This window comes from Sanguibacter sp. Leaf3, from assembly GCF_001425965.1.
In the GTDB taxonomy this organism is placed as follows: Bacteria; Actinomycetota; Actinomycetes; order Actinomycetales; family Cellulomonadaceae; genus Sanguibacter; species Sanguibacter inulinus.
This window is the reverse complement of the sequence record NZ_LMRH01000004.1, coordinates 108174-134176: the sequence shown is the minus strand read 5'-3', so window position 1 is coordinate 134176 and position 26003 is coordinate 108174. Positions and strand designations below refer to the sequence as shown.

Here is a 26003-nt window from a genome sequence, read left to right as displayed (position 1 = left end):
CCCTCCTGTCGTCTGCTCTGGCGTCGCACGCACGGAGCCGGACAGGCACCGAGCACGTCAGACAGCCGAGCCGTCAGACACCGGACGCCTAGGCAGCGGGGGCGCCCCGGTGCCTGGCCTCTCACTCGGAGAGCCTGTACCCCTCGCCCCGCAGGTGGTCGAGGAGCGCCGCGCAGTGCTCGGGTCCCTTGGTCTCGACCTGCATGGTGACCTCGACCTCGTCGATCGCGAGGTCGACGCCCGTGCGCACGTGGTCGACGTGCATGATGTTCCCGCCCGAGCGGGCGAGGTCCTGCAGCAGGTCGGCGAGGGCGCCGGGCCTGTCGACGAGCCGCACCCGCAGCTGCATGTACCGACCGGCCGCGGCGAGCCCGTGACGCAGCACGCGGAGCAGCACGAGAGGGTCGATGTTGCCGCCCGACAGCACGGCGACCACAGGCCCCTCGTACTCCTCGGGGTGCGCCATGAGCGCAGCCACCCCCGCCACCCCGGCCGGTTCGACGATGAGCTTGGCGCGCTCCGCGACGAAGAGCAGCGCGCGGGAGATGTCCTCCTCGGACACCGTGCGGATGTGACCGCCGCCGTCCTTGATGATCTGGAAGGGCACGGCACCCGGTGTGCTCACCGCGATGCCGTCGGCCATCGTCGAGGCCGTCACGGTCTTGACGGGCTCTCCGGCCGCGAGGGACTGGAGGTAACCCCCTGCGCGGGCCGCCTGGACCCCCACGACGCGCACGTGCGGGGCGACCGCAGCCATCGCGGCCACGACGCCGGCCCCGAGCCCACCGCCGCCGACAGGCACGACGATCGTCTTGACGTCGGGGACCTGCTCGAGGATCTCGAGGGCGACGGTCGCCTGCCCGGCCACGACGTCGACATGGTCGAAGGGGTGGATGAGCACGGCACCTGAGCGCTCGGACTCCTCGCGGGCCGCCGTGAGGACGTCGTCGACCGTGGTCCCGACGAGCCGGACCTCGGCCCCGTACTCCCGGGTCGCCGCGACCTTGGGGAGCGCAGCGTCGGTCGGCATGTAGACCACGGCGCGGATGCCGAGCAGCCGCGCGGCGAGCGCGACACCCTGCGCGTGGTTGCCGGCGCTCGCCGCGACGACGCCGCGGGCACGCTCGTCGGCATCCAGGCGTGACATGCGCACGTAGGCGCCACGGATCTTGAAGGACCCGGACCGCTGGAGGTTCTCGCACTTGAGGTAGACGGGCGCGCCGACGATCCCGGCGAGCGCGCTGCTGCGCTCGACGGGGGTGACCGTCGCGACGCCCTCGAGCGCGCGGGCGGCGTCACGGATGTCCTCGATCCCGACGGCGAGCTCGTGGTGGGGACGCTCGGGCACAGTCGACAGGTCAGTGCTCGTCACGATCCCCCTTGCTCAGGTCGGGGGCGGAGGCCGGTGCCGACGTCGTCTCCGTCGTCGTGACGGTCTCGGTCGCCGTGGTGGTCCGGGTCGTCGCGGGGACGCCCGCGGCGAGCATGTTCTCGGCGCTCATCACCATGACCGCCCGACGCCCTGCGGGCCTGACGTCGACGTGGTCGTCGAAGCCGAGCTCAGGGAACTTGTCGTGCCCGTGGAAGTACAAGAACACCGTGTTGAGCACAGCGACGACCGGCACGGCGAAGAGCGCACCGACGATCCCGGCGGTGAGCGTCCCGGCGGTCACGACGAGCAGGACCGCGACAGGGTGCAGCGAGACCGCGTGCCCCATGAGCCACGGCTGGAGGACGTTGCCCTCGATCTGCTGCACCAGCAGCACGACACCGAGCATGATGAGCGCCTGCCAGGGCCCGAGCGCGACGAGCGCGACCAGGACAGCCATCGAGCCCGTGACGATCGCGCCGACGAAGGGGATGAACGAACCGATGAACACGAGCACACCGAGCGGCAGCGCGAGCGGGACGCCGATGATCGCGGCCCCGATGCCGATGCCGACGCTGTCGATGAAGGCGACGAGGATCTGCGTGCGGGCGTAGGACGCGAGGGTCACCAGTCCGCGACGACCGGCCTGGTGCGTGCGCTCGCGGGCGCTGCGCGGCAGCAGGCCGACCAGCCACGACCAGATGCGCCGTCCGTCCATGAGGAAGAACAGCGTGCAGAACAGCGCGATGACCGACCCGGCGAGCACCTGACCGACCGTCGTGGTGACCGACAGAGCGCCGGACAGCAGCGCCGAGGAGTTCTCCTCGAGGGCTGCGAGACCGCTGTCGAGGTAGCCGTTGAGCGCCTCGTTGTCGATGTGCAGCGGGCCGTCGGCCAGCCACGTGAGAGCCTTCTGGAAGCCCTGGACGGCCTGGTCGCTGAGGTCGCTGATGCCCGAGACGATCGAGCGTCCCGCGACGACCACGAGCAGGACGATGCCGGCGACGAGCAAGATCACCGAGGTCGCGGCAGCGAGGGCCGGCGAGAACCTCGCGCGGCGACGCAAGAAGCTCGAGACCGGCTGCAGCAGCACCGTGAGCAGCAGCGCGACCGCGACCGGGATGATGACGACCTTGAGATACGCGACGAGCGAGAAGACCACCGCGAGCGCTGCGGCGATCGCGAGGAACCTCCACGCCCAGGAGGCAGCGGCCTGGACGCTGTGCGTCACGACCGACGACTCGGCGTCTCGAGGACGCGCGGCCGTCGACGACGCGAGAGTCGTCGAGGTCACGCGGACCGCGTGCGCGCCGTCGTCGACGGCGCCGGACGCGTCGGGGCTGCTGGGCTGCTGTGCTGGGCGCCCGGAGTCGCTCATGTGCTGGAGACCTCTCGTCGTGCGTGGTCGGAGGGCGGCCGATGAGTCGGCCGGCTCTGAGACTAGGTGCGCGGGGCGCTGCCCCGGGTGCTGGTCCACGCCTCACGCCCGCGAGCGTCCTGCGTGGTACCGAGGCAAGGCTACGTCGGACGGGCGTCGGGAACACTGCGAACACCCCGGGTGTTGACGCTCGCGGGGAGCTCTCCCTACCCGTCGCACCCAGTTGGAGGCCCGCATGTTCGGCTCGTTGTTCGGCTCGTCCCTCAAGACGACCATGGTCACGCCCGAGCGCGCCCTGTCTGGCCGCGCCGACGCCGTGTACTCCGTCCCCGAGACCCATACCGTCCTGGGCACCCCGCTCGCCGGCCCCTGGCCCGAGGGCACGCGGGTGCTGTACCTGGGCCTCGGCTGCTTCTGGGGCGCCGAGAAGGAGTTCTGGCAGCTGCCCGGCGTCGTCACGACGGCTGTCGGCTACCAGGGCGGGTTCACCCAGAACCCGACGTACGAAGAGGTCTGCACGGCCATGACAGGCCACACCGAGACCGTGCTCGTCGCCTACGACCCCGCTGTCGTCAGCGACACCGAGATCCTGCGGATGTTCTGGGAGTCCCACGACCCGACCCAGGGCTTCCGCCAGGGCAACGACGTGGGGACGCAGTACAGGTCCGCCGTGTACTGGACCACGCCCGAGCAGGAGGTCGCGGCACGCACGACGCTCGACGTGTTCCAGCAGAATCTCACGGCGCGCGGCTTCGGCCAGATCACCACAGACCTGCGCCCTGCCGAGGCGGCCGGCCCGTTCTACTACGCCGAGGGCTACCACCAGCAGTACCTCGACAAGAACCCGTCCGGCTACTGCCCCGTGCACTCGACAGGCGTCGCCTGCCAGCCCGCAGACGCCTGACGCTCCCCGGGGCCCAGCCCCCCGCGAGGTCGCACGACTGACAGCGAAGTCGCACGAACACGCCAGATCTGAGCCTTCACGCCCATGATCTGGCGTGTTCGTACGACCTGAGTGTCAGAGGGACGACCTCGACGTCGAGACAGGGGGCGTCGTCCGAGGTCCGGGTGGTCGCTCAGGGCGCCGTCACGCCGAGCGGCTACGACTCAGCGGTTCCCGCGCTTGCCGAGGCGCTTGCCGGTGAGCTTGCCGCCGCGGGTCCCCGCCTTGCGGGCTGCGGCGGCCTTGCGGTCGGTCTCGCGTCGGGCTGCGGCGGCCTTCTCCTGCGCCTTGGTGCGCGGCTTGGGCTGCTGGTCGCCCGACGCCTTCGAGGCGTCCTGCTGTGCCGCTCGCCCGCGCGAGCTGTTCGCGGTGCGCCCGCGCACGATGCCGATGAACTCTTCGACGAGCTCGGTCGTCTCGTCCTCGGGCCACACGAAGCCGATCCTCGACTGCGGGCCGTCGGACACCAGACGGTAGGTGAGGTCCTTGCGGTGGTGCAGGCGCGCGACAGACTGCGGCACGACGACCACCCCCACGCCGGCGGCGACGAGCTCGATGGCAGCCGCGGTGGTCGCGGGGCGTTCCTGGGCCGGTGTCCCCGGGAGCGTCTCCCACTCGAGCAGGTCGTCGAGCGGGTGCAGGAAGACCTCGTCGGCGAGCTCCTCGGAGCTCACCTCGTCGAAGGCCGCGACCACGTGGTCCTTCGGGACCACGACCACGGGGATCTCTGTGTACAGCGGGATGACGCTCAGGCCCTCGCGGCCGAGCGGGAGCCTGAGCAGCCCGGCGTCGACAGTGCGGTCCGTCACCACGGCACCGCGGTCGAGCACGTCCACCTGGACGAGCTCGAGGGGGACGTCGGCGAGACGGGTCCGCCACACCCCGACCCACTTCGCAGGGGTCACGCCAGGCGCGATCGCGAGCCTGAAGGACGGCCCACCGGCCTGCTCGGTGATGGGCTGGTCCGCGGAGGAGTCTTGCTCCTCGGGGGCCTGCGGGTCGTCGAGGCTCGGGTCAGAAGGCACGGAGTCAGGCTACCCGGCCTGAGACCGATACCCTTGGAGCATGACGTCCCAGAAGACCCCGCAGACCATGAAGCCCGCCACAGCGGCGAAGAAGCTGGGCGTGTACCTGCCTGCGACACCCGCCGAGTTCCAGGAGAAGGTCATCTCCCGCGACGAGCTCAACGCACTGACCACCAACCCGCCGGAGTGGCTCGTCGAGCTCCGTCGCAACGGGCCGCACCCGCGCCCGACTGTCGCCGCACGCCTCGGCGTCTCGATCGCCGGTCTCGCCCGCGGTGGCGTGACCGAGGCGCTGACCACAGACGAGATCAACGAGATCCGCGACGACGAGCCTGACTGGCTGGTGCGCGAGCGCGAGGTCCAGGCGAAGGTCCGCGAAGAGGAAGAGCGTCTGCGCGAGCGTGACGCCAAGCTCGCCGAGAAGGCCGAGCGCTCCGCCAAGCGCTGACCTCGCCTCCGGTGGTCGCACGACGGCGTGCGCCCACCGACCGGCTGGTCCGGCACGACAGCTCAGAGATAGGCGTTGACGACCGGGGAGTCCCCGCTCACGTCGACCTCGAGGCGCAGCGGCGGCACGTCACCGTCGAGGATCACGTAGACCACCTGCACGGACCCCGTCCGCCCGCAGGGCACCTCGACGGGCGTCATCCGGCCCGATGCTGTCAGGCGGCTGCGCATCGCGTCGCGCAGGTCTGACGACGAGCGGACGCCTCCTTCGAAGGCGTCGACCTCACGGTCGGTCCCAGAGCGCAACGCCCTCACGTAGTCCGACGCCACCCCGAGAGCAGAGTCACCCGAGGTCGGGTCGACCAGCGCGTGGTGACCGTCGTCGTCGTGCACGGCACGGACCTGCTCGAGGACCAGGCGGGTGCCCGTGCCGTCTGGTGTCCCGTCGCCCGGGCCGTCGGTCTCCGCGGGTCCCTGGGCATCGGTCGCACCGGCGGTCGGACCCGAGGACGAACCAGACGTGGAGCCGGGGTCGGAGGCGCCCGGCGATCCCCAGCTGAGGGCGTAGGACGCCCGGGTCGTGGTCGGGTTCCCGTCCACCGGGGTGCGGACGGTGTCGAGGGTCACGAGGGTCACGGGTCCGTCCTGGTCGTCGGCCTCGGTGACGTCGACCACCGCCACGTCGGCGTCGGTGAGGTCGACGGTCCGGGTCTCGCGCTCGACCTGCGAGGTGTGCCCCTCGAAGAAGGCCCGCGCCTGGTTCCCGAGGTCCATCTCCGGGTCGACCAGGGCCGCGACGGTCGAGCGGGCGTCTGCCGGTGCCCCCGTCGGAGCGGTGGTCACCCCGACCTGGTCCTCGAGCTCGGCGAGGACAGCCGCAAAAGCCTCCGCAGCGTCCACCACGTCGGCCGAGGCGGCCCTGTCGTCGGCCAGGCGCTCGAGCGGGTGGTCGGGTCCGCACCCGGTCATGAGCACGCCGAGCAGCAGCGCCGTCACGAGCGCGACGCCGCGTCGAGCCTTGCTCCCCTGTCTCGTGCTCACCGGTCCATCCTGGCGGACCACCTGCCCTCCCCGCATCAGCCCGAGGGCTGACTCCGTGGGAGCCGCGGATCGGCCGAGGGACCGAGCAGACGACGAAGGCCGCCCTCCGGAGAGGACGGCCTTCGTGTGCCATCTGCCCCCGCGACCGAGGGGTGGCTGCCTGGGCTCCAGACGTGCGGAGCCTGCAGGGCGGGCGGTGCTGGTGGTGCTGGTGGTCAGCCGACGCCGACGATGTCGACGACGAAGACGAGCGTGGCGCCCGGGCCGATGCCGGCCTGCGGCACGCCGCGAGAGCCGTAGCCGAGCTCCGGCGGGATCGAGAGCAGGAGGCGCGAGCCGATGTTCTGGCCGACGAGACCCTGGTCCCAGCCGCCGATGACAGCCCCGATGCCGATCGGGAAGTCGATCGTGGCACCACGGTCGTAGGAGTTGTCGAAGACGCCGCCGTCCCAGGACTGGCCCAGGTAGTGCACGACGATGTTGTCGCCTGCAGCGACCTCAGCCCCGTCGCCCTGGCTCAGCACCTGGACGTGCAGGCCCTCGGGGGCGCCGCCAGCCGGGAAGGTGATCTGGGGCTTGTCACCGAAGGATCCGGTGGCCTGGGGAAGTTCGATCGTCATGCGGGTACCTCTCAGGAGTGGGGAGTGCGAAGGGTGCGAGGACTGCTACTCGCCGCGGAGGATCGCGAGGAGGCGCAGGAACTCGAGGTAGAGCCAGATGAGCGTGACCATCAGGCCGAAGGCTGCGGACCAGGCGTACTTCTTGGGGACGCCGTTGCGCACGCCGCGCTGGATCGCGTCGAAGTCGACGATCAGCGAGGCCGAGGCGAGGCCGACGGCGATGAGACCGACGGCGATGCCGAGCGGGCCCTCACGCAGGGGGCCGAAGCCGCCGTCGCCCACGCCGGCGAACATCATGACGACGTTCACGAGGGAGAAGACGAGGTAGCCGACCATCGCGAAGAGCAGCCAGCGCGTGAAGCGCGGGGTCACGCGGACGCGGCCCGAGCGGAACAGCCAGAGGCACGCCGCGAAGGTGGAGACCGTCGCGAGGACGGCCTGGAGCACGATGCCGCTCCACTGCGCCTCGAAGGCCTGGGAGATGCCACCGAGGAACACGCCCTGCGCAACCGTGTAGGCGACGATGAGCGCCGGGCTGGGCTCGCGCTTGAAGGCGTTGACCAGACCGAGGACGAGGCCGACGATCGCGCCGACGAAGAAGAGCTGCGGGAACATGACCCACGTGACGGCACCCGTCGCGACGAGGAGGGCGAGCAGCCCACCGGTCTTGACGATGACGTCGTCGTAGGTCAGACGCCCGGTGTCGGCCGTCGTGGCCGACGGCGAGCTGTACATGGTGTTGAGGGTCGCGGCGTCGGTCGCTGCGTAACCAGCCCCGTACTGCTGCTGACCGTACTGGGCCTGCTGGCCCTGCGCGCCTGCAGGCGCGCGGCCTGAAGCGTTCGCCTTCTCACCGAAGACGTCGCTCCGGGCAAAGATGGGACTTCCCACTGGGTACCTCCTGGTCGCGGTTCCGGTCCGACGCCGTGGCGCCAGCCGAGGGGCTCTCGCTGGCCGGATGATGACTCGTCGTTCCACTGTAGTCAACGCACCGAGCAGCGCCAACGTTCCCGCTGCGCTGTGGACGAACGGTGCAGGAGACGTCGCCCGGACGACCGACAGGGCGTCAGCGGAGCATCTCTCCTGTAGCCGATCGGCCGACCGACCAGGCCGAGGATCGGCCGGACGACCGTAGGCGCAGCCCCCCTCCTCTCCGTAGGCTCGGACCAGCAGCAGCCACCGGACCGGCAGCCCGGACCGGTGGACCTGACCCTGAACCACCACGACAGGAACGAGCACCTGATGATCGAGGTACAGAACCTCACCAAGAGGTACGGGCAGAAGACGGCGGTCGACGGAGTCTCCTTCACGGTTCGCCCCGGGATCGTCACCGGGTTCCTCGGCCCGAACGGCGCCGGCAAGTCGACCACCATGCGCGCCATCGTCGGGCTCGACCGCCCGACGTCGGGCTCGGTCACCGTGAACGGCAAGCCGTACGCGCAGCACACCTCGCCGCTCACCCAGGTGGGTGCGCTCCTCGACGCGAAGGCCGTCCACACCGGCCGCAGCGCCTACAACCACCTCCGCGCCATGGCCGCCACGCACGGCATCCCGCTGAGCCGCGTCAACGAGGTCATCGAGATGACGGGCCTCGAGAGCGTCGCCAAGAAGCGTGTCGGCGGGTTCTCGCTCGGCATGGGCCAGCGCCTGGGCATCGCGGTCGCCCTGCTGGGCAACCCCCGCACCCTGCTCCTCGACGAGCCCGTCAACGGTCTCGACCCCGAGGGCGTCGTCTGGGTCCGTCAGCTGACCCGGGCGCTCGCCGCCGAGGGTCGCACGGTGTTCCTCTCGAGCCACCTCATGAGCGAGATGGCCCAGACCGCCGACCACGTCGTGGTCATCGGCCGCGGCAAGATCCTCGCGGACGCCCCGGTCTCCGACATCGTCGCCCGTGCCAAGGGCAACGGGGTGCGCGTGCGCAGCCCGCAGGCCGCGCAGCTCGTCGAGCTGCTCCGCCCGACAGGCGCCGAGATCACGAGCGACGAGCCAGGCCTGCTGTACATCAACGGCGCGCAGTCTGCGCAGATCGGCGAGACCGCGGCCGCGGCCGGCATCGTCCTGCACGAGCTCTCCCCCGTGAGCTCGACCCTCGAAGAGGCGTACATGGAGCTCACCGCAGACTCCGTCGAATACCACTCGGCCACCGCCTCTGGCGCGAAGGCCACCACGACCGCAGCACACGCCGGAGGCACCCGATGAGCACCGAGACCCTCAGCCGCACCGCGGCGACCACCCCTAAGGACGAGCGCTACAAGGTGACGTTCCCGCGTCTGGTCAAGAGCGAGATCATCAAGCTCACCACGGTCCGCTCGACCATCTGGTCGCTCGCCGTGATGGTGTTCATCGTCCTGGGCTTCGCGGCCCTCATGTCCTTCGCCCTCCGCTCGCAGGACATCTCCGACTTCGGGAGCGACCTCCCGCTCGGCGCGTCCGTGGCCACCTTCGGCATCAGCTTCGGCCAGCTCGTCATCGTCGTGCTCGGTGTCATCTCGATCGGCTCCGAGTACAGCACCGGGATGATCCGCTCGACCCTCAGCGCGGCACCGACCCGCATCCCGGCGCTGCTCGCCAAGATGCTGGTCATCGCCATCGTGTCCTTCGTGGTCTCGCTCGTGGCGCTCTTCGCGGCCTTCTTCATCGCCCAGGCGATCTTGCCGTCGACGCAGACCGCCTCCCTCGGTGACCCGCAGGTCCTGCGGATGATCGTCGGCGGCGCGCTGTACCTCGCGGTGATGTCCATGTTCGCCGTCGCCGTCGGTGCGATCGTGCGCAACACCGCGGCGGGCATCTCGATCATCGTCGGTCTCGTCCTCATCCTCCCCGGGATCCTCGTGTCGATCCCGTGGGAGTGGGTCAAGACCATCGGTCGTTACCTCCCCGACGCAGGGATGTCGGTCTTCTCCGAAGAGGGGTCGATGTACCACGGCACCTGGACCGGGTTCGGCATCCTCGTGATCTGGACCGTCGCGGCCGCGATCGTCGCCTCGATCCTCCTGAAGCGCCGGGACGCCTGACCTCAGGCTCGTCCCCAGGGGCGCTGAGCCAGCGCTCGTCTCCACCCCAGACCACCCCCTCGCCCCTCGTGTCACGGGAGGCCAGGGGGTGGTCTGCTGTCGGGACGGACAGCGGCACGGGCACCGGCCGGCCTGCGTCACCCCTGAAGACCCTCACGCTCGGCGCTCGCGTGCCGATGGGACCGGAGAGTGACGACGGTCGACCACGACCGCCGCGACGTCGTGGGGCAGCGGCAGACCGGTCGTCTGGACGCGAGGAGCGACGAGTGAGCGGGCTAGCAACCGTGGTCGGAGACCCTCCGGGGATCTCCCGGTGGTCGGCGGCGCTCGCGTCCATGGTCGTGAGGTCGTCGGGCGGCTCGCTCCTGACGCTCCAGATCCCCCTCACCCTGGTCGTCGGGCTCGTCGTGGCGCTCTTCGCGGTCGCGGCCTCGCAGATCCTCGTCCACCCGGCGATCGTCCTGTCGGTCCTGCTCATCCTCGGCGGGTGCGCCTACGCGCGGTGGGCGCCAGCCCGTCGTATCGGGTCGCGCTGGGCACCTGTGGTGATCTGCCTCGTGGACTTCGCAGCCATCGGTCTGCTGCGGTACGGGACGCACCTGGAGTTCGGCATCCTCGGGGTCCTCTCGGTGTTCCCCGCCGCGTGGCTCGCCCACACCTACCTGTGGCGCGGCGCGGCGCTCGCGGGGGCCGCGACCGTCGCGGTCACCGTCGTCCCCGAGCTCGCTACGTCGACGGCGCTGACAGTGCACGTCGGGGTCCGCCTGATCCTGCTGCCGCTCATCGTGGCCGCCGTGATCGTCGCCGTCGTGGTCATCACCGAGCACACAGCGTTCCAGGAGCGCGAGCTGCAGCGCGAGCACGCCCGCCTGGACGCAGCACTGACCGAGAGCGAGTCGACGTCGCTCCTGCTCGACGCGATGCTCGAGTCCCTCGACACAGGTCTGCTCGCCATCGACTCCTCGGGCGAGACGATCCGGATGAACACGACGACGCGCGAGCTCTACGACCTCACGCTGCCCTCGACAGGCGCGCGGGCGGTCTTCGCCGCGGACCGCACGTCTCCCCTGGGGCGCGAGCTGATGCCAGCGGCCCTCGCGCGGCGGGGCGAGCAGGCCACGGGACGGCTCATGTGGTTCGGTCTGCCGAGCGGACGGCAGCGGGCGATCTCCGCCAACATCGTGAGGATCGTCGACTCCGCAGGGGTCGACCGCGGCGCGCTCGTCGCCCACCACGACGTCACCGAGCTCATGGAGGCGATCGAGTCCAAGGACAGGTTCGTCGGGACCGTCTCGCACGAGCTCCGCACGCCCCTGACGTCGATCATGGGATATCTCGAGCTGATCGCCGAGGACGACAGCGCGGGCGACCACCCGCTGTCGCCCGAGACCCGGGAGTACGTGTCGATCGCCCGGCGCAATGCCGAGCAGCTGCTCTCCCTCGTCTCCGACCTCCTGACGACGGCGCAGATCGACTCGGGCGCCCTGCGGCTCACGACGGACGAGACGTCCCTCAGCACGCTCGTCTCCGAGGCCGTCGAGGCCGCGCGACCACGCTTCGACGAGGCGCAGATCCGTCTCACCGCGAACGTCGTCCCCACAGTCCCGCAGGAGATCGACCGTCGCCGCATGGCGCAGGTGATCGAGAACCTGATCTCCAACGCGCTCAAGTACACCCCTGCCGGCGGGTCGGTGACAGTCGCGACCTCGACGGTGCTCGACGCGTCTGTCCTCACCGTGAGCGACACGGGCATCGGCATGAACCGCGCAGACCTCGGCAAGATGTTCACCAAGTTCTTCAGGGCGGAGTCGGCCCGTGAGAACCGGATCCAGGGATTCGGTCTGGGCCTGGTGATCTGCCGCGCGATCGTCGAGGCGCACGGGGGCAAGCTCCGGATCGACAGCGCGCTCGGGCGCGGCACCAAGGTGTCTGCGGTGCTGCCCGTCGGGGTCGTCGAGGACTGAGGAGGGCGCGGACCGCATCGGTCCCGCGCCTGCGCCTGCACCTGAGTCGTCCTGCTAACCGGGCGACGCGTGCTCGTCGAGCACCTCGAGCTCACGGAGGGCGTCGCGGGCCCGAGCCAGCCGGGCGGCCTCGGGCCCGTCCCACCAGTACGGACCGCGCTCCCCGAGACCAGCCTTCGCCAGCCCGACCCGCCGACGCGATGCGGTCACCCGCTCGTCGTCGCCAGCCTTCTTGCCGGCCCGCACGCCTGACCGGCCCTTCCCGAGGTGCGAGGTGAGCGCCTCGACGACGTCGGCGGGCAGGCTCGGGTCGGTCCGACGCCACCGCCTGCCGTGGACCACGAGCCAGCGCTCCTCGTCGGGCACCGAGGTGCCGGGCCCCTGGGCTTCCTGAGACGCTGTGGTCGAGGTGCCCGGGGCCCCGGCCTCAGAGGTCTTGTCGTGAGAGGTCATCTCCCAGAGATCTCACACTTCCGTGCCGTCGGCCTCTCAGAGGGTGCAGCGCACAGGTATCAGCCCGCTAGGCGGACACCTGGCCGACCAGGGCCCGTCGACGTCACGACCACCGTCGTCGCACCGTCGACAAGCCCAGCCACGGTGCACCCGTCGACCTGGACGACGAGCGCCCCAGCAGGTGAGCCGTCGAGGTCGACGGCGTCTGGCCGGTCCTCGGGGACGATGCTCGCCGCATCGCGGACCGCCGCCGTGAGCTCGTCGCGCGGGACGGCGCGCTCCATCCCTCGGACCATCACGAGCCCGAGGGCCTCCGCCTGCACGAGCGACGCCGTGGGCACCTGAGCATCTGTCGTCAGGGTGGTGACCTCGACGTCCGAGGCGGCATCTGTCGCCCATCGCCTGACGGACTGAGGCGTGCCGTCCTCACCGTCGGTCTCGGTGTCCTCCACCAGCACGAGGCTCCTGCCGTCGACCGTGACCTCCACGGCGTCGCGCCGGGTCTGCGGGGGCTTCTCCATCTGCACATCTCCTCTGTCGTGACCTACCAGCGTAGAGCGGGCCTCGCTCGAGGCGTCGACTCTTCCCCGGCGCGACGACTCTGGCCCCCCGGACGCGCACACACCGTCATACAGAGACTTGTTTGCAAAGGAACCCTTGCAAAGATTCCTCTGCACTCGTACAGTCGAACCATGACCACCCGCGACGAGCCCTCGACCACCGAGCACGCACCAGCTCCAGACCTCGGCGCCTCGACGGCGGCGGCCCCTGCCGAGCAGCGGATGCTGGACATCGAGTCGCTGCGGGGTCTCGCGCACCCGCTGCGCATCCAGCTGCTCGAGATCCTCGGGTCGCGGGGACCGCTCACCGCGAGCGGTCTGGCCCACCTCACCGGTGAGTCGAGCGGCACCACCAGCTATCACCTCCGTCAGCTGGAGCGGCACGGCTTCATCCAGGAGGAACCCGGACGCGGCACGGCCCGCGAGCGCTGGTGGCGGACCCGTCCGGGTGGCTTCGCCGTACCGACGGCGTCGTTGTCGGAGTCGAGCCCGGCCAACCGCGAGGCGGTCTCCCTCGTCAACCGGGAGTTCGTGCAGGCCCAGCACCGTCACCTCATGGCGCACGTGGAGCACGGCACGACCGAGCTCCCCGAAGACTGGGCCGAGGCCAGCACAGTCACGACCGTGAACCTGCGGGTCACCGCGGAGGAGCTCGAAGAGATCTCCGCAGAGCTGCACGAGCTCTCGCAGCGCGTCGTCGCCCGCTACCGCGCGGGACGCGACCGCCCCGAGGCACGGCCGATCCAGATGAACCTCAACGCCTTCCCCCTCATGTTCTCCGAGGAGACACCATGACCCCCGCCACCGCCGGACCGCTCCACGGCCCCCGGACGCTCCACGCTGCCGAGCACGTCCCGCTCTTCCCCTCGCCCTCCGCCCTGCACGCCCGTGGCCTGACCGGCCTGCTGGTGAGAGCGAGCCTGGCGGTCGCCGCCTGGGGCGAGGACCGAGCGGTCCGGCGCGCCGACGCCGCTCTCGTCCGCCCTGCTCGGCGCCACCGCGGCGCGGTCCAGGGATGGTCGGACCTGGACCAGGCCCGCGAGCGCTACGCGGACCGGCGTGCTGCCGGGTTCCTCGAACCCTGACGCCCGGTCCGCCCGGGGTCCGCTGTCAGACGAGCGTCAGACGAGCGCGTCTCGGCGCTGCTGGGCCTCACCCGACGCCGTGGGCGCCGTGGGCCTCGCGGACCGCACCCGGGCGGCCCCGCTGGTCTCACCCGCCGGCCCGCCGAGCGCGCGCAGCGCGTTGAGGATCGCGACGAGGTCGACGACCTCTTGCAGCCCTGCGCCCACGATCGCGGGGATCGCCCCGAAGGCGGCCAGGACCATGAGCACCAGGCTGAGCCCGATCCCCAGGCCGATGCTCTGCAGGGCGATCCTGACGGTCCGCCGGGAGATCGCGACGGCGTCGGCCACCCTGCTGATCTCGTCGACGAGCACGACCACGTCGGCCGACTCGCTCGCGGCGGACGCACCGCGGGCCCCCATCGCGACACCCACGTCGGCGACGGCGAGGACCGGGGCGTCGTTGATGCCGTCGCCGACCATCATCACCGGTCGGCCGGCGAGCCCGGCGACGGCGTCGACCTTGCCCTGCGGCAGACGCGCTGCCCGGACGTCGTCGATCCCGACCTCTGCGGCCACGGCGTCGGCGGTCGCCTGGGCGTCACCGGTGAGGACGACGACGTGCTCGACGCCCGAGGCGCGCAGCCTCGAGACCGTCGAGGCGGCGTCGGCACGGACCTCGTCGGAGAGCGTCACGGTCCCGGCGTAGCGACCGTCGACGCCGACCATGACGGACATCTCCCCGGGGACCAGGTCGGGCCTGACGACGTCGGCGGAGGACTCCGCGACCAGGTCGTAGGAGCCGACGACCACGAGACGCCCGTCGACGTGGGCGCGCAGCCCGCGCCCGGGGAGGTCGTCCACGGTCACGTCGGTCGAGAGGTCGAGGCCTCGGCCCGTCGCCTCGTCGACGATCGCCTGGGCGAGCACGTGCGAGGAGAGCCTCTCGGCGGAGGCGACGAGGGCGAGCAGCTCGTCGGCCGTGCGCCCCTCGGGCAGCACGCGGGAGACGCGCGGCTCACCGTGGGTGAGGGTGCCGGTCTTGTCGAAGGCCGCGGTGCGGACCCGCGCGAGGCGCTCGAGGGTGCCGCCGTCCTTGACGATGACGCCGTCCTTCGCAGCGCGGCTCATCCCTGCGATGAAGGAGACCGGCGCGGCGATGAGCAGCGGGCACGGGGTCGCGACCACGAGCACCTCGGCGAAGCGCACGGGGTCGCCGGTGATCGCCCAGGCGGCACCGGCGATCGCGAGGGCGACGAGCGTGAAGGGCACGGCGTACCTGTCGGCGAGCCTGACGAAGGGCGCTCGGCTCTCTGCGGCACCCTCGACGAGCGCGACGATCTGCTGGTACTGCGAGCCCGCAGCGGTCGCTGTCGCACGGACCGTCACGGCGGTCGAGCCGTTGACCGCGCCCGAGAGCACGGTGTCCCCACGGTGACGGACGACGGGCAAGGACTCCCCCGTGGTCGAGGACTCGTCGAAGTCTGCGGCCTCGTCGACCAGGACGGCGTCGACGGGGACCATCTCACCCGGCTTGACGAGGAGCAGCTGCCCGACGGTGACGTCGTCGACCGCGACGTCGAGCACCGACCCCTCGCCCAGCACGAGGTGCGCGGAGCGCGGGGCCCGTGAGAGCAGCGTCGTGAGCTCGTCCCGGGCGCGGTGCTCCGCGTAGTCCTCGAGGGCCTCGCCTCCCGTGAGCATGAGGACGATCACGAGGGATGCCCAGTGCTCACCGACGGCGAGGGTGCTGAGGATCGCGACGAGGGCGAGCACGTCGAGACCCCACTGGCCGCGGCGGGCGTCCTGCACCATGCCCCACCCCTGCTGCGCGGCCACGACGAGCGCGAAGGTGGTGACGAGCACCCGCGCGACGGTGGGGCCGGAGCCCGGCAGCGCGAAGAAGGCGAGCAGGGCGACGAGCCCGACGGAGACGGTGAGGGCGACCGTCGGGTACCGGCGTGAGAACTCCAGGACTCGTGTCATATATCCAGTGATACACCTCTGAAAATGCTTGTTCAAGCAAGCAAAGGCTTCCCTCAGCCGCAGGATCCTGCGGTTCCTGAGGCAAGCCTCACCAGAGTGAGGTCGACCTGGCCGTCGTCAGAAGAGCGCTCCAGGACCCTCCAGCACGCCCGCCGCCGATGCTCCGACGAGCACGAGGCCGAGCACGCCGAGGACGACCACAGCGAAGACCGCGTCCCTCCTGTCGAGCGGCACGGGACGCCAGGTCGTCCGCTCTCCGTCGCCGAGGCCGCGGAGCTCGAGCGTGCCCGCGACACGGTCCCCGCGGCGCACGGAACCGACGAGCAGCGCGAAGGCCGACGCCGCGTGACCCCGCAGACCGACCCGGGGCCGCCCGCGCCGACCGAGGGGTGCCCGCACGGACTGGGCCCGCCGGATCGTCTGCCACTCCGCTCCCATCTGCTGGAGCAGCCTGTACCCGGCGAGCACGGCGAAGGTCACCTTCGCCCCGAGCCGGGCGTGCTGGTGCAGGCTCGTGACGAGGGCGACGCCGTCGGTCGTCGCGACGAAGGCGACCGACAGCAGACCCATCAGCAGGGTCCGCCCGGCCAGGCCCGCGCCCACCCAGATGCCCTCGGTCGTGACGCGCAGCCCGGCCCCCTGCCACACGACCTCCCCCGGCCGGCTCAGCATGTTGACGAGCAGCACTCCCACGGCGAAGGCGACGAAGGGCAGCTGCGCGACGAGCAGTGCCCGTGGCCGAACGCCCGCCCCGACGAGGACCGCCCCCGCCACGAGGACGTACAGCACCGCGGGTGTCACCGGGTCGAGCACCAGGAGCAGCACAGCGGAGACGACGAAGAGCAGCGCGAGCTTCACTGTCGGGTTCCGCCGGGCGAGCGGCGAGGCCAGAGCGAGCGCGTCGGGCTGCAGGACGCTCATGCCCTCACCCCTGCGGTGGTCGCCGGTTCCGGGTCGTGCGCAGCAGACCCGGCCACGGGGTGACGGCCCAGGGCCCGGAGCGCCGAACGCAGCGCCGCTGTGGTCGAGCACCGCTCGACGAACCACCGCACGATCGCGGGCAGCTCGAGGCCCGCGCCGGTGAGCGCATCCGCGTCGGACAGGACGTCGTGCGTGGACCCCCAGGCGAGCACCCGACCCTGGCCGACGACGACCACCTCGTCGGCGACCTCGGCCGCGAGGCGGAGGTCGTGGGTCGAGAAGACGACCGCCCCGCCACCGTCCGCCACCGAGCGCAGTGCGTCGGCGACCACCACGGTGTCGCGCCTGTCGAGCCCGAAGGTCGGCTCGTCGGCGAGCAGCACGTGACGACCGTGCGCGAGCATCGCCGCGAGGCTCAGCCGTCGCTTCTCACCACCCGACAGCTGGTGCGGGTTGCGGTCCGCGCAGTGCTCGAGGCGGTGCTCCCGGAGCATGCGGGCCACCGTCGGCGCAGGGTCGGCGAGGCCGTGCGCGATCTCCTCCGCCACGGTGTGCGCGACGAGCTGGTGCTCGGGGTTCTGGAACACCATCCCCGGGCGCTCGCCCGCCACCCTCCCTGCGAGAGGCCGGGCGAGGCCAGCGAGAGCGTGCAGCAGGGTCGACTTGCCGGTCCCGTTCTCCCCGAGGACGGCCACGACCTGCCCCGCGCGCACGTCGAGGTCGACGCCGTCGAGGACGGTCTGACGACCGTGGCCGACAGCCAGCCCGTGGGCCCGCAGCAGGACGCGAGGCACCCCGGTCTCGGCTGGCGCCGGGAGAACCTCGTCGCACGGCACGAGACCGGCGAGGAGCTCGTCGTGCGCCCCCGAGGTGAGGTCCCCGACCTTCCCGCTGAGGGCCGTGAGCTCGGCCTCGAGAGGCAACCAGCAGCCGAGGGCGTGGAGCGCCCCGGCGTGCTCTCGCAGCACCTGGGGGGTCGGGCCGTCCGCGACGACAGTCCCGTCGGCGTCGAGCACGACGGCCCGGCCGGGCAGCCCGTCCAGCCCGGCCTCCCCGGCGTAGTCGTCGAGCCTGTGCTCGACGAGCAGCACTGTGAGCGACGCGTCGCGGGCGACCTCCTCGACGGCAGCCCGCACAGCCCGCACCCCGCTCGCGTCGAGCATCGAGGTAGGTTCGTCGAGCAGCAGCAGCCCGGGCCGACCGATCACCGCCGCCGCGAGCGCGACCCGCTGGGTCTGACCGCCGGACAACCGCGCCGTCTGCCGCTGAGCCAGGTCCCCGACGCCGACCTGCTCGAGGGCCACCCCGACCCGCGGACCGATCTGGGCGGGCGGGAGGGCACGGTTCTCGAGGACGAGGGCGAGCTCTGCGTCGACCTGCGGCAGGCAGACCGAGGCCGAGGGGTCCTGCCCGACGACCCCGAGCAGAGCCGAGCGCTCGTGGACAGGGCTCGACAGGTCGAGGGGCTGCCCGCCTCCCCCGAGGACCAGCGTCCCCTCGACCTCCGCGGGGGTGCTGTGCGGCACGAGCCCGGCGACGAGGTGCAGCAGGGTCGACTTGCCCGCCCCCGAGGGTCCGAGGACGACGACCCGCTCCCCCGCGGCGAGGTGCAGGTCGACCCCGCGCAGTGACGGGCGGTCCCTGCGCGGATAGGTGACCGTGACGCCCGAGAGGGTGATCACCGCGGGACCCGAGCTGGTCGTCACCGCGAGACCCGAGCCGGTCGTCACCGCGAGACCCGAGCCGGTCGTCACCGCGAAGCCGTGCGACCGACGGCAAAGCTGTCGACGACACCTGTGCGCACGAGCGCGTCGACGACCACCTTGGCGAGCAGCCCGCCGAGGACGACACCCGAGACCACCTGGATGGCCAGACGCGTCCAGAACAGGTCGGTGCCGTACCAGCCGGACCTGAAGGCGCTGAAGAAGAACACCGCGAAGGCACCCAGCCCACCGGACAGTGCGTAGGTGAACCAGGAATAGCTGCGGTAGCGGGTCAGCGCGAAGGGCAGCTCGCTGCCAGCCCCCTGGATCGCCGCGGCGACGAAGAGCAACGGCCCGACGGCCGACCCGAGGAACACGACCTCGATGACCGAGGCCAGCACCTCGGCGACCACCCCGGCACCGGGGCGCTGGATGATCGCGACAGCGACTGGCGCGACGATCAGCCAGCCGCCGAGCAGCACGTGCTGCGTGAGGTCACCGAAGGGCCCGGTGACCGCGGCGAAGGCGATCCACCCCTGGACGAGCGCCCAGTACAAGAACCCGAAGACGATACCCAGGACGACGACGAGCATGAGCTCTTTGAGGCTCCAGGGCGCACGTCGCGAGCGGGTAGGGCGGTCCTGGCCCACGTCCTGCGCGGCCTTGCCGGCCGCCTGCTCGGGGGTCATCGGGCAGCCTCGCCGTCGGTCTCGGTGTCGGTGTCTGTGTCTGTCGTGCCAGGCTGCGGGCTGCCGGCGGTCCTGGTGCCATCTGTGCGGTCTGTACCGTCGGTGCCTGCGCGGAGGCTGGGGCTGTTGACCGAGAGCGTCAGGTGCGTGGTCACGTGCTGGACCGTCCTCCCGACGCTCTGCCACGCACCGACCACAGTGGTGAGGATGTCCGCGACATCCCCAGCGAGCCGGGTGACGTAGTGGTCGCTGCCGACGACGGTCCCGGCTGCGCGCGCCTGCTCGATCGCGGCATAGATGTCACGCATGTGGTCCGGCGCGCGCGAACCTGCGAGCGGCTGGTCGGCCAGGGGGTACAGCGCCCACTGGGCGACGGCCTCCACCCCCGTCGCCTCCAGGACGGCCGAGGGCGCCGCCGGCAGCACCTGACCCGCGGGAAGGTCGCAGGTGACCTCCCCAGGGCACCCCCGGGACAGCATGATGCTCGCCGAGACGTGCTCCCCGCTGCGGCCGGCTGCTGCGACCAGGGCGGAGAGGTACTCGGCGATCCGCTGCTCGGGCCCGGCGACCCGGGTGCTCACGGGGTCGGTCTCGACGGTCAGCCCGTCGGTCGACGTCTGGGCGAGGGCGCCGGTGATGATGCGGACGTAGTCGGAGCTCATCACCGAGAGGGTGACGCGCGCGCCGACGCCCAGCTCGGCCGGCGTGGGGCTCGGCTGCTGGTCCGGCGTGGGGACCGGCTGCTGCGCCTGGGTGGGTGCGGATGAGGTGCGGTGCGTGGTGGTGTGCACTGTCGTGCCCTTCTCGTCTCGAGGTGGGGCACGGGCGTCACCGACGCACGCCCGCTGCTGCAGGCGTGCGTGGGTGACGTAAGAGATGCCTCCCTGCGCTGGCATGATCCAGATCAGGTTCGACGGTCGAAGGTTGAGAACCTTCCTCTCAGCCCGGCTCACCGGACTCCCGTGTTCAGGCACCACCCTAGGGGGCACCCGGGCTCGCTGACCAGCCAGGCCGTGGGTCGAGACAGGCTCAGCCCGGCACAGCGTCAGGTCCTCGCGGCGTCGGCTCGGCCGAGCATCAGCCCCAGGGTGGACCCCGGCCCCTCCCGCAGGACCGCCCGCACGCGCGGGCACCGGCGCAGATCAGCCCGCGGGCTGATGCCCTGCGGTACGTGCCGACGGGAGGATCGTCACCATGACCTCCTCCCAGGCGACGAGCCGGCCCCGCATCCCCCGGCGCGGCGCTGCCGAGAGCGCGCCGGCTGCGCAGGTCGACGGACCACCACGGCGGCGCACCCACGTCCGGGCCAACGCACCGCACGTGGTGCCCTTCGACACCCTGCGCGAGGTCGGCATACCCGCGCGCCCCCGCGCGTCGTCCGGCACGCCGGCCGTGTCACCACCCGTCCCGTCCTCAGCCGAGCGGGCCGCCAGCCCCGAGGTCCGCCCGGCTGTCCGCGTCGTGCCGTCGCCGCCTCCCCCTCCCGCCGCTCCTGCCCCTCCCGCCGCCGGGCCGCCGACCTCGAGGCCGCTGCCCGACGAGGGATCGCCCGAGCACGCGGTACGCAGCCCACGACGCACAGCCCTCCTGGTCGCCGTCCCCGTGGCCGTCGTCGTCCTCGGTCTCGCAGCCGTCGCCCTCGGCGTCTCAGGCCGCTCCGACGCACCGCAGGGAGACGGCTCGGGCAGCGGCACGGCCTCCGCACCGCAGGACGGCGGCGTCGCGGAATCTCCGGCGACAGGTCTCGACCCCGAGCTCGAGCGGCGGTTCGCGCTGGCCGTCGAGGCCGCGGCCGCCGACGGTGTCGCGCTCACGCTGACCTCCGGGTGGCGCTCTACTGAGGACCAGGCCGCTCTCGTGGAGTCGGCCGTCGAGCGCTACGGCTCGCTCGAGGAGGCCCGGCGGTGGGTGCTGCCGCCGGAACGCTCTGCGCACGTCGCCGGTCGTGCGATCGACGTCGGCCCGACAGACGGAGCCCTGTGGCTCGAGCAGCACGGAGCCGACCTCGGCCTGTGCAGGGTCTACGCGAACGAGCTGTGGCACTTCGAGCCGGTGATCGAGCCGGGCGGTGCGTGCCCGGCCCTGCTCGACGACTCGTCGAGCGGCTGGGACGGGCTGGGCTGACCGGCAGGCGCGGAGCCAGCGGGCAGGCGCGCAGCCAGCGGGCAGGCAGGCCAGCGGGCACAAAGAAGGAGACCCTGGCACGAGGGCGGTGCAAGACTGGGACCCCACATCCCCCGTCGGAGCCCCCACCCGTGACCGCTGATCGTCCACGCCCCCTCCTCCCGCTGGCCCAGACCGGCACGAGCGTCGGCCCCCGCCCCGCCGCCTCGGGCGATGCCGAGGCTCTGCGTGCCGACTGCTCACGCTGTGCTGGTCTGTGCTGCGTCGCCCTGCCCTTCGCACGGTCGGCAGACTTCGCCTTCACCAAGGCGGCCGGCGACCCCTGCGGCAACCTCACGGAGGGCTTCGGCTGCGGCATCCACACCCGGCTGCGCAGCTCGGGCATGCGCGGGTGCACGGTCTACGACTGCTTCGGTGCCGGGCAGCAGGTGGTGCAGGGCACCTACGCCGGGAAGACCTGGCGGGACGGTGCCCCCGCCGCCGAGATGTTCGAGGTGTTCCCGGTGGTCAAGAACCTCCACGAGCTGCTCTGGTACCTCACCGACGCGCTGTCCCACGAGGCTGCCGAGCCCGAGCACCCCGCCCTGCGCGCCGAGGTCACGCGCACGCAGTCGCTGACCCGCAGGACCCCTGCCGAGCTGCTGGCGCTCGACGTCGACGCCGAGCGCCAGCGGGTCAACACCGTCCTGCTCAGGGCGAGCGCCCTGGTGCGCGGCCAGGCACCCGGGAAGCCCCGAGACCACCGAGGAGCCGACCTCCTCGGGGCCAGGCTCCGCGGTGCGCGGCTGGCCGGGGCGAACCTGCGAGGCACCTACCTCATCGGTGCGGACCTGCGCGGTGCAGACCTGCGCTGGGCCGACGTCATCGGTGCGGACCTGCGCGGTGCAGACCTGCGGGGGGCGGACCTCTCGACCACGCTGTTCCTCACCCAGGCCCAGGTGGGCTCCGCACGCGGCGACGCGAGCACCCGGCTCCCGGCCCGCCTCGACGAGCCCGACCACTGGACCGCCTCCTGACCCACGGGGGCCTCGCCCACCGACCCGGACGTCTGACGCCCGGGGTGCGCTCGTCGACCGCTAGGGTGCGCACGTCGACCGCGAGGGTGCGCACGTCGACCGCGGCAGCGCGCGACAACCGCCCCAGCCCAGTCTGGCCCTGCTGAGCAGCCCCCTCCCCTGAGGGGCGTCAACCCGTGTCTCGACCGACCAGCACCGTCGATCTGCGTCAACTACTAAAACGTTATCAATAACGTTTGACACGACGCCGTCGCGCTTGCCAGACTCAACCCCACGCACCCCTGAGGGGCACCACGACAGGTCTCGACGACGACGACCGAGCAGCAGACGACGACAGTCCGCTGCACCTGTGGCACCACCGGGGAGCACGGCCGACCAGGACGCGGGACACCGCACCCGGCGGTCACCAGCGGTCGGCCTCGTGCGAGGCCCCGTCCACCGTGCAGCTCAACGAAGAGGATGAGTCTCATGAAACTACGGAAGATCCTGGCGATCTCAGCGGCCATGGCTGTGGGTGCCGGAGCGCTCGGCGCCTGCGGAAGCGACGACTCCGGTTCTGGGTCCGACGACTCGAGCATGACGTTCTGGCACAACTCGACCACCGGCGAGGGCAAGGCCTACTGGGAGAGCACGGTCGCCGACTTCGAGGCCGCCAACCCGGGCGTGACCATCTCGATCCAGGCGATCCAGAACGAAGACATGGACGGCAAGCTCCAGACCGCCCTCAACTCCGGTGACGCCCCTGACATCTTCATGGCGCGCGGCGGCGGCAAGCTCGCCGACGTGGTCGAGGCCGGACAGGTCAAGGACATTTCCGACGCGATCGACGACACCACCCGTGCCGCCCTCGGCGACGCCGCGCTCAACGCCTTCAGCGTCGACGGGAAGATCTACGGCATGCCCACGGCGATCCTCCCCGGAGGCGTCTACTACAGCCAGGACCTCTTCGACCAGGCCGGCATCACGGCAGCACCGACCACCATGGACGAGCTCGACACCGCGGTGAGCGCGCTCAAGACCGCGGGGATCTCACCTGTCGCCCTCGGCGGCAAGGACGCGTGGCCCGCCGCGCACTGGTACTACTTCTTCGCGCTGCGCGAGTGCTCGCAGCAGACCATCGAAGACGCCGCCAAGTCCAAGAGCTTCGACGACCCGTGCTGGCTCGCCGCCGGTGAAGACCTCCAGGCCTTCGCCGACACCGAGCCCTTCAACGACGGGTTCCTCACCACGACCGCGCAGCAGGGTGCTGGCTCCTCGGCCGGTCTCATCGCCAACCACCTCGCGGGCATGGAGCTCATGGGCGCCTGGAACCCCGGGGTCATCGCCAGCCTGACACCCGACGAGAAGCCCCTCGCCGACCTCGCCTGGTTCCCGTTCCCGGCCGTCGAGGGCGGTGACGGCGACCCCGGCGCCATGATGGGCGGTGTCGACGGCTTCTCCTGCTCCGTGGACGCCCCGGACGCGTGCACAGACTTCCTCAACTTCTTCATGCAGAAGGAGTACCAGGAGGGCTACGCCAACGCCTTCCACACCCTCCCGGCCAGCAAGGACGCCCAGGGCGTCGTGAGCGAGCCCGCGCTCCAGTCGATCCTCACCGCGTACAACGAGGCACCGTACGTCACGGTCTGGATGGACACCCTCTTCGGCCAGAACGTCGGCAACGCGCTCAACAGCGGGGTCGTCGACCTCCTCGCCGGCAAGGGTGACCCTGCAGGGATCGTCCAGGCCGTCGCCGACGCAGCGGCCAAGGGGTAGTCGACCACCATGAGCGAATCCTCGGACAAGGACGTCCTGACTTCGAGGACCTCGCCCGGCGCGATCGCGACGGTGGGGGACGAGCGTCCCTCGTCCCCCACCGTCCGGCCCGCTCAGCGGCGACGTCCCGACTGGCGCAAGCGGCTCGAGATCCTCCTCCTGTCGGGCCCCGCCATCTTCATGTTCCTGGCCTTCGTCATCTTCCCCGTGGTGATGGCCGCCTACTACGGGTTCTTCAGGTGGAAGGGCTACGGGGCGCCGACAGACTTCGTCGGTCTGGACAACTACCTCATCATCTTCAAGGACAGCGCCTTCCACGAGGCGCTCATGCACAACGGCTTCATCCTCGTGATGTCGCTCGTGCTCCAGGGGCCCGCTGCCGTGGCGCTCGCGCTGCTGCTCAACCAGAACATGCGCGGACGCTCGCTCGTGCGGGTGCTGATCTTCGTGCCCTACGTCATCTCCGAGGTGATCGTCGGGACCGGCTGGAGCCTCATGCTCCAGACCAACGGCGCCGTCAACGGCATGCTCGTCAAGATGGGCCTGCCCGGCTGGACCGTCGACTGGTTGTCCGACCCCAAGGTCGCCATCTGGTCGCTCATGGTGATCATCACCTGGAAGTACGTCGGCTTCGCCGTGATCCTCTTCCTCGCCGGCCTGCAGAGCATCCCCACCGAGCTCTTCGAGGCGTCCGCGATCGACGGCGCGACCTACTGGAAGACCCAGCGCTACATCACCCTCCCGCTGCTCGGCCCGACCATCCGCATCTGGGCCTTCTTGTCGATCATCGGGTCGCTCCAGCTCTTCGACCTCGTCTACATCGTCTGGGGCCAGTACGTCGCGTCGACCGCAGGGACGTCGACCATGGCCACCTACATGGTCACCAACGGCCGCATGGCCGGGAACTACGGCTTCGGCAACGCCGTCGCGGTCGTGCTCTTCTTCATCTCGCTCGCCATCGCGCTCGTCTACCAGCGCTTCGTGCTCCGCCGCGACACCGAGGGTGCGCTCACAGAAGGGAAGAAGTGATGACCACCATCGCAGCCCGACGGTCCGTCGCCCCCGTGCGACCCCGCAAGCACTCGTCGATCGACAGCGCGAGCCCGACCACCTACCTCATCGCACTGGTCTTCGTGACGGTCTGCATCGCGCCGGTGCTCTACATCATCCTCGGCGGGTTCAGGACGAACGCGCAGATCACCACGGACCCCGCAGGCTTCCCGAGCCCGTGGCAGCTCGGCAACTACGCCGACGTGCTGGCGAACTCGATCTTCTGGCGGCAGGTCGGCAACTCGGCGATCAGCGCGATCTTCACGACAGTCGGCGTCGTCGTCCTGGGAGTCATGGCCAGCTACGTCATCGCGCGGTACACGTTCAAGGGGCGCGGGGCGATGTACTCGCTCTTCGCCGCCGGTCTCATGTTCCCGATGACCGTGGCCATCACGCCGCTGTACATCCTCATCAAGAACCTCGGGCTCATGAACAGCCTCGCGGGGATCATCCTGCCGCAGATCGCCTTCGCGCTGCCCACGACCATCATCATCCTCGTGCCCTTCCTGCGGGCGATCCCCAAGGAGCTCGAGGAGGCCGCCGCGATCGACGGGACGAGCCGCCTCGGCTTCTTCTTCCGCATGGTCGTGCCGCTCTCGGTCCCCGGTGTCGTGACGACAGGGATCCTCGCCTTCATCGGCAGCTGGAACAGCTACATGCTCCCGCTGTTCATCCTCAACGACGAGTCCACCTACACGCTGCCGCTGGGCGTGCAGGCCTTCGCCTCGCAGTACTCCGTCGACACTGCGAAGGTCCTGGCCTTCACCTCGCTGTCGATGATCCCTGCGCTGGTGTTCTTCTCGCTGTTCGAGCGCCGGATCGTCGGCGGCCTCACCGGAGCGGTCAAGGGCTGAGGCCCTCGGCGCCCACCGCACGTCCCC

At 71.2% G+C, this 26003-nt stretch carries 25 protein-coding genes and 1 riboswitch; of the genes, 12 read left to right on the top strand and 13 right to left on the bottom strand.

Annotated elements, in window-relative coordinates; translation table 11 throughout:
- Nucleotides 1–121 precede the first annotated feature (121 nt).
- The gene (gene ilvA / locus ASG53_RS18085) at nucleotides 122–1372 is read right to left on the bottom strand and encodes a threonine ammonia-lyase (RefSeq protein ID WP_235533995.1); all 1251 of its coding nucleotides are present in this window, start codon (nucleotides 1370–1372) and stop codon (nucleotides 122–124) included.
- Nucleotides 1359–2747: an AI-2E family transporter gene (locus tag ASG53_RS18080; RefSeq protein ID WP_056136683.1), complete on the bottom strand. Its 1389-nt coding sequence runs from the start codon at nucleotides 2745–2747 to the stop codon at nucleotides 1359–1361. Before ASG53_RS18080 ends, ilvA begins: the two co-directional genes overlap by 14 nt.
- A gap of 235 nt (nucleotides 2748–2982) precedes the next feature.
- Here ASG53_RS18080 and msrA point away from each other — a divergent pair, with 235 nt between their 5' ends.
- The gene (msrA, locus tag ASG53_RS18075) at nucleotides 2983–3651 is read left to right on the top strand and encodes a peptide-methionine (S)-S-oxide reductase MsrA (RefSeq protein WP_056136680.1); all 669 of its coding nucleotides are present in this window, start codon (nucleotides 2983–2985) and stop codon (nucleotides 3649–3651) included.
- Nucleotides 3652–3854: 203 nt separating this feature from the next.
- On the opposite strand, the gene ASG53_RS18070 is transcribed toward msrA, so the two are convergent.
- The gene (locus tag ASG53_RS18070; RefSeq protein WP_235533994.1) at nucleotides 3855–4715 is read right to left on the bottom strand and encodes a LysR substrate-binding domain-containing protein; all 861 of its coding nucleotides are present in this window, start codon (nucleotides 4713–4715) and stop codon (nucleotides 3855–3857) included.
- 40 nt (nucleotides 4716–4755) lie between these two features.
- Between ASG53_RS18070 and ASG53_RS18065 the strand changes: the two genes are divergently transcribed.
- Entirely contained in the window at nucleotides 4756–5163 is a 408-nt protein-coding gene (locus ASG53_RS18065) for a DUF5997 family protein (RefSeq protein ID WP_056136679.1), read from the top strand.
- A 62-nt stretch (nucleotides 5164–5225) separates the two neighbouring features.
- Here ASG53_RS18065 and ASG53_RS18060 read toward each other — a convergent pair whose 3' ends face one another.
- The 3 genes from ASG53_RS18060 to ASG53_RS18050 form a co-directional block, all read right to left on the bottom strand.
- Nucleotides 5226–6203 (bottom strand): hypothetical protein, encoded by a 978-nt coding sequence (locus ASG53_RS18060; protein ID WP_056136677.1) that lies wholly within the window; start codon nucleotides 6201–6203, stop codon nucleotides 5226–5228.
- A gap of 215 nt (nucleotides 6204–6418) precedes the next feature.
- On the bottom strand, nucleotides 6419–6823 hold the full coding sequence (locus ASG53_RS18055) for an FKBP-type peptidyl-prolyl cis-trans isomerase (protein WP_056136675.1): 405 nt from the start codon (nucleotides 6821–6823) through the stop codon (nucleotides 6419–6421).
- Between the two features lie 45 nt (nucleotides 6824–6868).
- On the bottom strand, nucleotides 6869–7714 hold the full coding sequence (locus ASG53_RS18050) for a Bax inhibitor-1/YccA family protein (protein WP_056136673.1): 846 nt from the start codon (nucleotides 7712–7714) through the stop codon (nucleotides 6869–6871).
- A 351-nt stretch (nucleotides 7715–8065) separates the two neighbouring features.
- Between ASG53_RS18050 and ASG53_RS18045 the strand changes: the two genes are divergently transcribed.
- The 3 genes from ASG53_RS18045 to ASG53_RS18035 all read left to right on the top strand — a co-directional run bounded on the left by ASG53_RS18045 (nucleotide 8066) and on the right by ASG53_RS18035 (nucleotide 11801).
- The gene (locus tag ASG53_RS18045; protein ID WP_056137116.1) at nucleotides 8066–9022 is read left to right on the top strand and encodes an ABC transporter ATP-binding protein; all 957 of its coding nucleotides are present in this window, start codon (nucleotides 8066–8068) and stop codon (nucleotides 9020–9022) included.
- Nucleotides 9019–9837: an ABC transporter permease subunit gene (locus ASG53_RS18040; protein ID WP_056136671.1), complete on the top strand. Its 819-nt coding sequence runs from the start codon at nucleotides 9019–9021 to the stop codon at nucleotides 9835–9837. Before ASG53_RS18045 ends, ASG53_RS18040 begins: the two co-directional genes overlap by 4 nt.
- Nucleotides 9838–10103: 266 nt before the next feature.
- Nucleotides 10104–11801, top strand: coding sequence for a sensor histidine kinase (locus tag ASG53_RS18035; RefSeq protein WP_162246169.1), 1698 nt, complete (start codon nucleotides 10104–10106; stop codon nucleotides 11799–11801).
- A 54-nt stretch (nucleotides 11802–11855) separates the two neighbouring features.
- Here ASG53_RS18035 and ASG53_RS18030 read toward each other — a convergent pair whose 3' ends face one another.
- Both ASG53_RS18030 and ASG53_RS18025 read right to left on the bottom strand, forming a co-directional pair.
- Nucleotides 11856–12254 carry a biopolymer transporter Tol gene (locus tag ASG53_RS18030; RefSeq protein WP_235533993.1) on the bottom strand — a complete coding sequence of 133 codons (399 nt, stop codon included), beginning with the start codon at nucleotides 12252–12254 and terminating at the stop codon, nucleotides 11856–11858.
- Nucleotides 12255–12313: 59 nt separating this feature from the next.
- Entirely contained in the window at nucleotides 12314–12775 is a 462-nt protein-coding gene (locus ASG53_RS18025; RefSeq protein ID WP_056136667.1) for a hypothetical protein, read from the bottom strand.
- Between the two features lie 171 nt (nucleotides 12776–12946).
- On the opposite strand from ASG53_RS18025, the gene ASG53_RS18020 reads away from it, so the two are divergent.
- Together ASG53_RS18020 and ASG53_RS18015 are read left to right on the top strand one after the other, a co-directional pair.
- On the top strand, nucleotides 12947–13609 hold the full coding sequence (locus ASG53_RS18020) for a helix-turn-helix domain-containing protein (RefSeq protein ID WP_056136664.1): 663 nt from the start codon (nucleotides 12947–12949) through the stop codon (nucleotides 13607–13609).
- Complete coding sequence (locus ASG53_RS18015; RefSeq protein ID WP_056136662.1) at nucleotides 13606–13899, top strand: hypothetical protein; 294 nt, start codon at nucleotides 13606–13608, stop codon at nucleotides 13897–13899. The genes ASG53_RS18020 and ASG53_RS18015 overlap by 4 nt, the downstream gene beginning before the upstream one ends.
- Nucleotides 13900–13935: 36 nt before the next feature.
- On the opposite strand, the gene ASG53_RS18010 is transcribed toward ASG53_RS18015, so the two are convergent.
- From ASG53_RS18010 to ASG53_RS17990, 5 genes are all read right to left on the bottom strand, one after another.
- Entirely contained in the window at nucleotides 13936–15864 is a 1929-nt protein-coding gene (locus ASG53_RS18010) for a heavy metal translocating P-type ATPase (RefSeq protein WP_082544203.1), read from the bottom strand.
- Nucleotides 15865–15981: 117 nt separating this feature from the next.
- Complete coding sequence (locus ASG53_RS18005) at nucleotides 15982–16785, bottom strand: energy-coupling factor transporter transmembrane component T family protein (RefSeq protein ID WP_056136660.1); 804 nt, start codon at nucleotides 16783–16785, stop codon at nucleotides 15982–15984.
- Complete coding sequence (locus tag ASG53_RS18000) at nucleotides 16782–18539, bottom strand: ABC transporter ATP-binding protein (protein WP_056136658.1); 1758 nt, start codon at nucleotides 18537–18539, stop codon at nucleotides 16782–16784. Before ASG53_RS18000 ends, ASG53_RS18005 begins: the two co-directional genes overlap by 4 nt.
- On the bottom strand, nucleotides 18536–19177 hold the full coding sequence (locus ASG53_RS17995; protein WP_082544202.1) for an ECF transporter S component: 642 nt from the start codon (nucleotides 19175–19177) through the stop codon (nucleotides 18536–18538). Before ASG53_RS17995 ends, ASG53_RS18000 begins: the two co-directional genes overlap by 4 nt.
- Nucleotides 19174–20073, bottom strand: coding sequence for a Ykof family thiamine-binding protein (locus ASG53_RS17990; protein ID WP_235533992.1), 900 nt, complete (start codon nucleotides 20071–20073; stop codon nucleotides 19174–19176). Before ASG53_RS17990 ends, ASG53_RS17995 begins: the two co-directional genes overlap by 4 nt.
- Nucleotides 20042–20142, bottom strand: a riboswitch (TPP riboswitch). (Overlaps the previous gene by 32 nt.)
- Before the next feature lie 229 nt (nucleotides 20143–20371).
- On the opposite strand from ASG53_RS17990, the gene ASG53_RS17985 reads away from it, so the two are divergent.
- The 5 genes from ASG53_RS17985 (at nucleotide 20372) to ASG53_RS17965 (ending at nucleotide 25976) form a co-directional block, all read left to right on the top strand.
- Entirely contained in the window at nucleotides 20372–21301 is a 930-nt protein-coding gene (locus tag ASG53_RS17985) for a M15 family metallopeptidase (RefSeq protein ID WP_056136656.1), read from the top strand.
- A gap of 131 nt (nucleotides 21302–21432) precedes the next feature.
- A complete protein-coding gene (locus ASG53_RS17980) occupies nucleotides 21433–22317 on the top strand; it encodes a pentapeptide repeat-containing protein (protein ID WP_082544200.1) in 885 nt (294 codons plus the stop codon).
- Nucleotides 22318–22785: 468 nt separating this feature from the next.
- Entirely contained in the window at nucleotides 22786–24072 is a 1287-nt protein-coding gene (locus ASG53_RS17975; RefSeq protein WP_056136653.1) for an extracellular solute-binding protein, read from the top strand.
- 9 nt (nucleotides 24073–24081) lie between these two features.
- Complete coding sequence (locus ASG53_RS17970) at nucleotides 24082–25101, top strand: carbohydrate ABC transporter permease (protein ID WP_082544199.1); 1020 nt, start codon at nucleotides 24082–24084, stop codon at nucleotides 25099–25101.
- Entirely contained in the window at nucleotides 25101–25976 is an 876-nt protein-coding gene (locus ASG53_RS17965; protein WP_056136652.1) for a carbohydrate ABC transporter permease, read from the top strand. The genes ASG53_RS17970 and ASG53_RS17965 overlap by 1 nt, the downstream gene beginning before the upstream one ends.
- The last annotated feature ends 27 nt before the right edge of the window (nucleotides 25977–26003 follow it).

Excerpts from the sequence above, each read along its gene's own strand:
- ASG53_RS18080 (WP_056136683.1), bottom strand. The coding sequence starts at position 2,747 with ATGAGCGACTCCGGGCGCCCAGCACAGCAGCCCAGCAGCCCCGACGCG.
- msrA (WP_056136680.1), top strand. The coding sequence starts at position 2,983 with ATGTTCGGCTCGTTGTTCGGCTCGTCCCTCAAGACGACCATGGTCACG.
- ASG53_RS18065 (WP_056136679.1), top strand. The coding sequence starts at position 4,756 with ATGACGTCCCAGAAGACCCCGCAGACCATGAAGCCCGCCACAGCGGCG.
- ASG53_RS18055 (WP_056136675.1), bottom strand. The coding sequence starts at position 6,823 with ATGACGATCGAACTTCCCCAGGCCACCGGATCCTTCGGTGACAAGCCC.
- ASG53_RS18045 (WP_056137116.1), top strand. The coding sequence starts at position 8,066 with ATGATCGAGGTACAGAACCTCACCAAGAGGTACGGGCAGAAGACGGCG.
- ASG53_RS18040 (WP_056136671.1), top strand. The coding sequence starts at position 9,019 with ATGAGCACCGAGACCCTCAGCCGCACCGCGGCGACCACCCCTAAGGAC.
- ASG53_RS18030 (WP_235533993.1), bottom strand. The coding sequence starts at position 12,254 with ATGACCTCTCACGACAAGACCTCTGAGGCCGGGGCCCCGGGCACCTCG.
- ASG53_RS18025 (WP_056136667.1), bottom strand. The coding sequence starts at position 12,775 with ATGGAGAAGCCCCCGCAGACCCGGCGCGACGCCGTGGAGGTCACGGTC.
- ASG53_RS18020 (WP_056136664.1), top strand. The coding sequence starts at position 12,947 with ATGACCACCCGCGACGAGCCCTCGACCACCGAGCACGCACCAGCTCCA.
- ASG53_RS18015 (WP_056136662.1), top strand. The coding sequence starts at position 13,606 with ATGACCCCCGCCACCGCCGGACCGCTCCACGGCCCCCGGACGCTCCAC.
- ASG53_RS18010 (WP_082544203.1), bottom strand. The coding sequence starts at position 15,864 with ATGACACGAGTCCTGGAGTTCTCACGCCGGTACCCGACGGTCGCCCTC.
- ASG53_RS18005 (WP_056136660.1), bottom strand. The coding sequence starts at position 16,785 with ATGAGCGTCCTGCAGCCCGACGCGCTCGCTCTGGCCTCGCCGCTCGCC.
- ASG53_RS17995 (WP_082544202.1), bottom strand. The coding sequence starts at position 19,177 with ATGACCCCCGAGCAGGCGGCCGGCAAGGCCGCGCAGGACGTGGGCCAG.
- ASG53_RS17990 (WP_235533992.1), bottom strand. The coding sequence starts at position 20,073 with ATGCCAGCGCAGGGAGGCATCTCTTACGTCACCCACGCACGCCTGCAG.
- ASG53_RS17985 (WP_056136656.1), top strand. The coding sequence starts at position 20,372 with ATGACCTCCTCCCAGGCGACGAGCCGGCCCCGCATCCCCCGGCGCGGC.
- ASG53_RS17975 (WP_056136653.1), top strand. The coding sequence starts at position 22,786 with ATGAAACTACGGAAGATCCTGGCGATCTCAGCGGCCATGGCTGTGGGT.
- ASG53_RS17970 (WP_082544199.1), top strand. The coding sequence starts at position 24,082 with ATGAGCGAATCCTCGGACAAGGACGTCCTGACTTCGAGGACCTCGCCC.
- ASG53_RS17965 (WP_056136652.1), top strand. The coding sequence starts at position 25,101 with ATGACCACCATCGCAGCCCGACGGTCCGTCGCCCCCGTGCGACCCCGC.